Annotated in this window: 5 protein-coding genes; 1 reads left to right on the plus strand and 4 read right to left on the minus strand. The window is 71.5% G+C overall.

The annotated features are described in order from the left end of the window. Positions 1–150 precede the first annotated feature (150 nt). Both ABZ873_RS25970 and ABZ873_RS25975 read right to left on the minus strand, forming a co-directional pair. Positions 151–837: a GNAT family protein gene (locus ABZ873_RS25970; protein WP_360876293.1), complete on the minus strand. Its 687-nt coding sequence runs from the start codon at positions 835–837 to the stop codon at positions 151–153. Positions 838–1,319: 482 nt separating this feature from the next. Next, positions 1,320–2,948, minus strand: a complete 1,629-nt coding sequence (locus tag ABZ873_RS25975) for a hypothetical protein (protein WP_360876295.1) — start codon at positions 2,946–2,948, stop codon at positions 1,320–1,322. Between the two features lie 187 nt (positions 2,949–3,135). On the opposite strand from ABZ873_RS25975, the gene ABZ873_RS25980 reads away from it, so the two are divergent. After that, positions 3,136–3,816 (plus strand): (2Fe-2S)-binding protein, encoded by a 681-nt coding sequence (locus ABZ873_RS25980; RefSeq protein WP_360876297.1) that lies wholly within the window; start codon positions 3,136–3,138, stop codon positions 3,814–3,816. 68 nt (positions 3,817–3,884) lie between these two features. On the opposite strand, the gene ABZ873_RS25985 is transcribed toward ABZ873_RS25980, so the two are convergent. Both ABZ873_RS25985 and ABZ873_RS25990 read right to left on the minus strand, forming a co-directional pair. Continuing rightward, on the minus strand, positions 3,885–5,657 hold the full coding sequence (locus tag ABZ873_RS25985) for a S8 family serine peptidase (protein WP_360876298.1): 1,773 nt from the start codon (positions 5,655–5,657) through the stop codon (positions 3,885–3,887). A 266-nt stretch (positions 5,658–5,923) separates the two neighbouring features. Then, on the minus strand, positions 5,924–6,896 hold a 973-nt coding region (locus tag ABZ873_RS25990; protein ID WP_360876300.1), incomplete at its 5' end, for a cation:dicarboxylase symporter family transporter.

Here is a 6,896-nt window from a genome sequence, read left to right on the forward strand (position 1 = left end):
CATTTTTCCTTCTCTTGGCGTTCCCTAGGCCAGGCCATTGCCCGCACCGCCCTCGGGCCGGGAGCGGGGCCCCCGGGAACGCCTCTGCCCGTCCGCGCGGCGGCGCGAACGGGCAGAGGGACGGCAGGTACAGGCAGGAGGAGGACCGCCTCAGGCCGGGATCAGGGTCTTGCGGCGCCGCTTGCGCTGCGCGCCCGCGGACAGCCGCAGCTCGATGATCGACCGTACGGCCGGCCACTCCTCGTCGAGGATCGAGTAGAAGGCGGTACTGCGGACGGCCCCGTCGAGACCGCGCGAATGGGCCCGGCGGACCCCCTCGCAGGTGAAGCCGAGGCGTTCCATGGCCGCCCGGGAGCGGCCGTTGCGGGCGTCGGCGCGCAGCGAGATCCGCCGTACGCCCCAGGTCTCGAAGGCGTGGCGGAGCATGAGCAGCTTCGCCTCGGTGTTGATGCCGGTTCCCTGGGCGCCCGGGGACAGCCAGGTGTTGCCGATCTCGGCGGCGTCGGGGACGGCCGTGGCCGGGTCGCCGAACGGGACGCCGGGCACAGCGGGCCACACCAGTGGCCCCTGCCAGTAGTCGAGTTCCAGGAACCGGGTCGAACCGACGACCCGCCCGTCGGTGGCTCTGACCACCGCGAACGGGAGGGAGCGACCCGCCGCCTGATCGGCGAGGGCGCGGTCGATGTACTCGTGGGACGCCTGCACACCGTGGGGTACGGGGGTGAAGGCGTAAGTCGTACGATCCTCGGCCCCGGCCACGGCCAGGGCCTCGGTGTGGTGGGGGGCGAGGGGCTCGAGCCGCACGGAGCGGCCCGCGAGGTGTACGGGTACGGGCACGGAGCCTTCGGTCCTTCTGGGCGGTGGGGTGGTTGCACAGTCTGCGTCCATGACGTTGCCCCCCGTGCAAAACACGAGTGAAAGACAACCGGCTGTCAGGTGAACGCGGGTGGCTCAATGTAGCCCCTGGAAGTCCTTCCTTGAAGCCCCAATTTGGCAATGGTGTGACACGGTTTTTCGCCGACATGGGTCCCCGCCCCGAAGCACCCGTAATCCTGATCCCCGCACATCCCTTCCCCGGCACCACACACCCTCCCCGGACGGCCTCCCGACAGCGCGCGATCACCTCTGACCTGCGAGGATGTCCGGTCGCCCGGAGGCCGGCCAGGTGCCGGTCCGGTGCCGCGCCGGCGTCGAACGGGTGAGCGTCGGCAGAGTGTCCGGTGCCCCCGTCCGGTGACCGTCTCCGGCCGGCCCCGGACGCACGAGCAGGCCGTGGCGGGTGCCACGGCCTGCTCGGGTCCTGCGGGTGATCCCGTGGGTCAGTTCTTGGCGTAGAAGCCGAAGTAGTCCACGATCAGGTCGGTGCTCTTCCAGCTCATGTTCCAGAAGTCGATCACTCCGTACGGGCCGGAGGTCGCCTGGACCAGGTTCGGGACGGTCTGGCCCGGGCCCCAGTTCAGGTTCGACGAGTTCGGCGGGACGGGCTGGCTCTCCCAGCCGTTCTGGTAGGCGTCCCAGGAGTTCGGGTCCGGGGCGACGGTCAGGAATCCGGTACTCGCCGTGTTGGTGACGGTGGCGTTGGTGACGACGGAGGTGACGTTGGGGTCACCCTGGGCGAACTGGCCGTAGATGTAGCCGCGGCCGTCGAGCGGGTCGCCCCAGGTGCGGGTGTCGAACCACCGCGACGGGGTGTTGCGGATCAGGGCGCTCGCGCTCTCCGGGCTGTAGTAGCCGACGACGTCGACGACCACGTGGGTGCCGCCCCAGGCAGCGTTACGGATGCTGATCCGGCCGTCGGCGCCGATCGGGACGATCACCGAGTTGGCGATGGTCTGGCCCGCGGAGAAGTTCAGGTTCGACGAGGTCGGGGCGGCGCCGCCGGAGGGGTAGACGGTCAGGTGGCCGACGGCCCTCGGCTCGGTGACGGTCACGTTGAGCGCGACGGCCTTTGCGGTCGACGGGACGCCGCCGCGCCCGGTGATCTGGGTGCTGAACGTGGCCTGTTCGGCGAGCTGGCCCCGGCCCGCGCCGAGACCCTCGCGGGTGTCGACGACACGGCTCGGGGTGACCGAGGTGTACCCGTTCGCGGCGGTCTTGGAGAAGTAGCCGGTGACGTCGGCGATGAGGTCGATCGGGCCGTCGCCACTGTTGTAGACGTCGACGTAGCCGTTGTTGCCGACCGAGGCGATCACCATGTTCGGGACCGTCTGGCCCGGGGCGTAGTTGACGTTCGAGGTGGTCGGCAGGTCGCCGCCCTCGGCGTACACGCGGACGTGGCCGGCCTTGGTGGGGTTGGTCACCGTGACGTTGAGGGCCACGGCGGTCACCCCGGCGGGGATCTGGGCGGCGCCGCCGATCTTGATGCGGGCGGTGCCGAAGGCGGGCACCTTGGCCCGGGGGCCGCCGATGCCCTCGCGGGTGTCCAGCAGACGGGTCGGGGCGTGCGGGGTGAACTCGTTGCCGGCGGTCCGGAAGACGAGGGTGTTGCTGCCGACGGCCGTGCTGCCGGAGAGCAGGGTCACCTTGACGTTGTACGCGCCGACCTTGGAGTACATGTGGTTGCGGGTGAGCTCCGTCGGGCCGTTGGCCCCGACCTGCTCGCTGCTGCCGTCGCCCCACTCGACGAGCACGCCGAGCGCGGTGCCCGGGTCGCTCGACACGAGCGCCTTGAGGTCCACGCCGTGCGCGCTGCCGGCCTCGGCCTCCAGGGCCACGGTCGGCTCGGTGGCGGCCACCTTGCTGCCCTTGGCGGCCGGGTGGACGGTGTTCGCGGCCGGGCTGGCGGCCTTCACCTCGCCGTACGCCTTGGCCTTGGCCTGCGCCAGGTCGAGATCGGGCACGGCCACCCCCGGACCGGCCGTCCCCTTGGCCCCGTCCGGGCCCGCCGCCTGCGCGGCACCCGGGACGAGACCGACACCGGCCGCGAGGATTGCGGCGGTGGAAAGCATGAGTCGGCGATTGCGCACCGGCCCCCCCATTTTCTTTTTTGAACGCGATCAGGTTTGAAGCGTGCTCAGAGTACATACGTTCGACCTCCCGCGCGAGGGGGTTGATCAAAGGGTGAACGATCTTCCGTTTCGTCCCTCCCGACGCCCGCCGCAGGGGGCTCCGGGCCCGCCTGCGATCATTCCGGGCATGGACGACGTACTGCGCCGGCTGGCCTCCGTGGGCCCCTTCTTCACCGTCCCGTGCGGTACGGAGCCGCCCGGGCCCGGGTTCCGGCCGCTGGCCGCGTTGTACGGCGGGGGCCTCGGGCCGTACGTGGCCGAGGTGGGGCGGCGGATCGGCAGCGGGCCGGGGCGGGTGGCGGCCTCCACCGCGCAGTTCGGGATCGCCTCGCGGCTGTGGTCGCTCGGGCTGGGGTGCGCCGCGCTGTCCGGGCGGATCCCGGATCTCGCCGCCGACCGCGTGTGGTGGCGGCTGCCGGAGGCGGGCTCGCTGGAGCTGTGGCTGCCCGAGCCGGGCGAGCTGCCCGCCGGGGAGCTGGGGGAGAGCGTGCTCGGCCATCTCGCGCTGCTCGACGCGGGGCTGCGGGAGGGCTTCGGGGTGTCGCCCACGGTGCTGCGGGGCAACGCCGCCTCGGGTCTGGTCGGCGCGCTGCGGGTGCTGCTCGACCGGGTCCCGGGCGGTCCCGCCGTCGACCTGGCCGATGCCCTGCTGGGCGAGGGCGGGGCCCTGGCGGGTACCGGGGACTTCGTGCACGAGCCGGGCCTCGGGGTGGCCTTCGTACGGCACAGCTGCTGCCTCTACTACCGGGTGCCCGGCGGCGGTTACTGCGGCGACTGCGTGCTGCGCACCCGGCCGGCCCGGGGCTGAACGGCGAAGGGCCACCAGGGAGCGGTAACGCCGCTCCCCGGTGGCCCCGGCCATGGCCGCGACGCGTCCTAGAAGGTGAGGTTCCAGGAGTCGATCTTGCCGGTGTCGCCGCCCGCGTTGTCGTTCACGCGGAGCTTCCAGGTGCCGTTGGCGACCTCGGAGGAGGCGTTGACGGTGTAGACCTGGTTGATGTTGTCGGTGCCGCCGCCGGTCCGGTTGTGCACCGTGTAGACGGAGCCGTCCGGGGCGACGAGGTCGACCTTGAGGTCACCGATGTAGGTGTGGACGATGTTCACGCCGACCTTGAGGGCGGCGGGAGCGTTGCCGGTCACACCGCTGACGGTGATCGAGCTCTCCACGGTGGTGTTGTCACCGATGGCGACGTCCGCGGTGTTCTCGAAGGACTTGCCGGGAGGCTGCGTGCTGCCGACCGCCTTCAGGGCGTCGACCTGGCCCTCGCCGAAGAAGCCGTTCTTGGCCGTGGTGCCCTTGCAGCGGCTGTCCGACGGGCAGGCCACGTCGTTGGCCTGGGTGGCCAGCTTGTCGCGCAGCTGCGCCGGGGTGATGCCCGGGTTGGTGCTGACGAGCAGGGCCGCCACGCCCGCGACGTGCGGCGAGGCCATCGACGTACCGCTCATGGTGCCGTACTTGCCGCCCGGGAGGGTGCTGTAGATGCCGGTGGCGTCGCCGCCGGGGGCCGTGACGTCCACGACGTTCAGGCCGTAGTTGGAGTACGAAGCCTTCGCGGTGGTGCCCATCGCGGAGACCGTGACCACGCCCGGGAGCTCGGTCGGGATGTCCAGGCAGGCGTTGGTGATGGTGCGGGTGACCGGCGTCGAGTCGTTCGGGCTCTCGGTGTCGGTCGTCTTGTTGGCCAGGTCGATGTTGGAGTTGCCGGCCGCCGCGACCTGGAGGGAGCCCTTGCTCTCCGCGTACTCCTGGGCGCGCTTGACGCCCTCGATGATCGCGGCCTGGTCGGCGTTGTCCGGGCAGTTGAACTGCCACGGGTCGGTGTAGTAGCTGTTGTTGGTGACCTTGAAGCCGTGGTCACCGGCCCACATGAAGCCGCAGACGGTGTTCTCGGCGAAGAACAGCGAGGTGCCCGGCTCGGCGATGCGCACCGAGGAGATCTTGACGCCCGGGGCCACGCCGATGACGCCCTTGCCGTTCTTGGCGGCGGCGACCGTACCGGCGACGTGCGTGCCGTGGGTGCCGACGTCGCGCCAGGCGCCGGTACGGGTGTCCGGCTTGCCGTACGCGCAGGACGCGGAGTCCGCGGCGTTGAAGTTCGGGGCCAGGTCCTGGTGCTGGTCGTCGACGCCGGTGTCCAGGATGCCGACCTTGACGGACGCGGAGCCGGTGGTGACCGCCCACGCCTGGTCGGCCTTGATCTGGGTCATGTCGGCGCGGACCGGCTCGCCCGAAGGCGTCGTGGACTGCGCGGGGTTGGCGGGCAGCGCCGGGTTGTAGGCGTCCGCCGGCACGTCCGAGGTGCGGGTGGCGCCGACCTGCTGGACGCCGCTGACGCCCCGCATGGTGGTGGCGAAGCTGCCGGAGGCGGAGTGGGCGACGATGACGCCGATGGCGTCGTACGCCTGGAAGACCGTGCCGCCGTTGGAGGAGATGGCGTTGCGTACCGCCGTGGTGTCACCGGGGGCGGTGATCACGAGGTAGGCGCGGGTTCCGGCCGCCCAGGTCGCACTCTGGGAAGCGGGGGCCGCGGCCTGGGGCGCCGGCGCGGGGCCGGCGGCGGGGGAGCCGGACGGGGAGACCGGAGCGGTGCCGGCGAGCGCGGCGGGGGCTCCGAAGGCGAGGGCCGCGCCGAGGGTCGCGGCCAGCACCAGGGTACGTCGAGGTCGGCTGGATATGTGGGGTATCAATGCGTCCTCCGAAGACCCGGTGGTCAGGCCGGGTCGTACGAAACAAGTGGTGGACGCAAGATGTCATGCACGCGGCCAGTTACGGAAGTACCTTTTGCAGCACGGAGGTTCGGTAATCGGTGGCCGGTGACCGACTATGGGGGCAAGTGCGGAGAATGCGGCGGACCGGCCGGGCTGGGCACCGTGGGGGCGAGCCCTGCCCGGCCGGCCCGACGAGGGCGTTCCGGTTATACCGGAACCCCGTCCTTGGGGCCGCCCGCGGGGACCGGCACGGCGCCGGGCTCCCCGTCAGGCCCGGCCGGCTCCTTGCCGGGCCCGCCCGGCCCGGTCCCGTGCCCGGCCTGATCCGTGCCGTGCCCGGCCGGCTCGTTCCCGTGCCCGTCGTCGATCAGCGTCTTCTCGTCGAACGGCAGCCGGCCCGCCAGGACCTCCGCGGCCCGGCCCTGGTCGAACTCCTTGGTCCACGTCCCGATGAGCACCGTCGCGACCGCGTTGCCCGCGAAGTTCGTCAGGGCCCGCGCCTCGCTCATGAAGCGGTCGATGCCCACGATCAGGCCGACCCCGTCGACCAGTTCGGGCCGGTGCGACTGCAATCCGCCCGCCAGCGTGGCCAGCCCCGCACCGGTCACCCCGGCCGCGCCCTTCGAGGCGATGATCATGAACAGCAGCAGCGAGATCTGCTCGCCCAGGGCCAGCGGGGTCCCCATGGCCTCGGCGACGAACAGCGAGGACATCGTCAGGTAGATCGCGGTGCCGTCCAGGTTGAAGGAGTACCCCGTCGGCACGGTGATCCCGGTGACCGGGCGGGAGACGCCCAGGTGCTCCATCTTCGCGATCAGCCGCGGCAGCGCCGACTCCGAGGAGGAGGTGGACAGGATCAGCAGGAACTCCCGGCCCAGATAGCGCAGCAGGGCGAAGATGCTGACCCCGGTGCACACCCGTAGCAGGGTGCCCAGGACCAGGAAGACGAAGAGCAGGCAGGTGGTGTAGAAGCCGATCATGATCACGGCGAGGGACTTGAGCGCGTCGATCCCGGTGGCCCCGACCACCGCCGCGATCGCCCCGAATGCACCCACGGGAGCCGCCCACATGATCATCGCGAGCACCCGGAACACCAGCTTCTGCACATGCCCGATCCCGCGCAGCACCGGCTCGCCCGCCGTACCCATGGCCTGGAGCGCGAACCCGCACAGCAGCGCC

The sequence above is a fragment of the Streptomyces sp. NPDC047014 genome (genome assembly GCF_040644195.1).
Taxonomy (GTDB): domain Bacteria; phylum Actinomycetota; class Actinomycetes; order Streptomycetales; family Streptomycetaceae; genus Streptomyces.

Coding starts and splice junctions, on each gene's coding strand:
- ABZ873_RS25975 (WP_360876295.1), bottom strand. CDS start 2,948: ATGCTTTCCACCGCCGCAATCCTCGCGGCCGGTGTCGGTCTCGTCCCG.
- ABZ873_RS25980 (WP_360876297.1), top strand. CDS start 3,136: ATGGACGACGTACTGCGCCGGCTGGCCTCCGTGGGCCCCTTCTTCACC.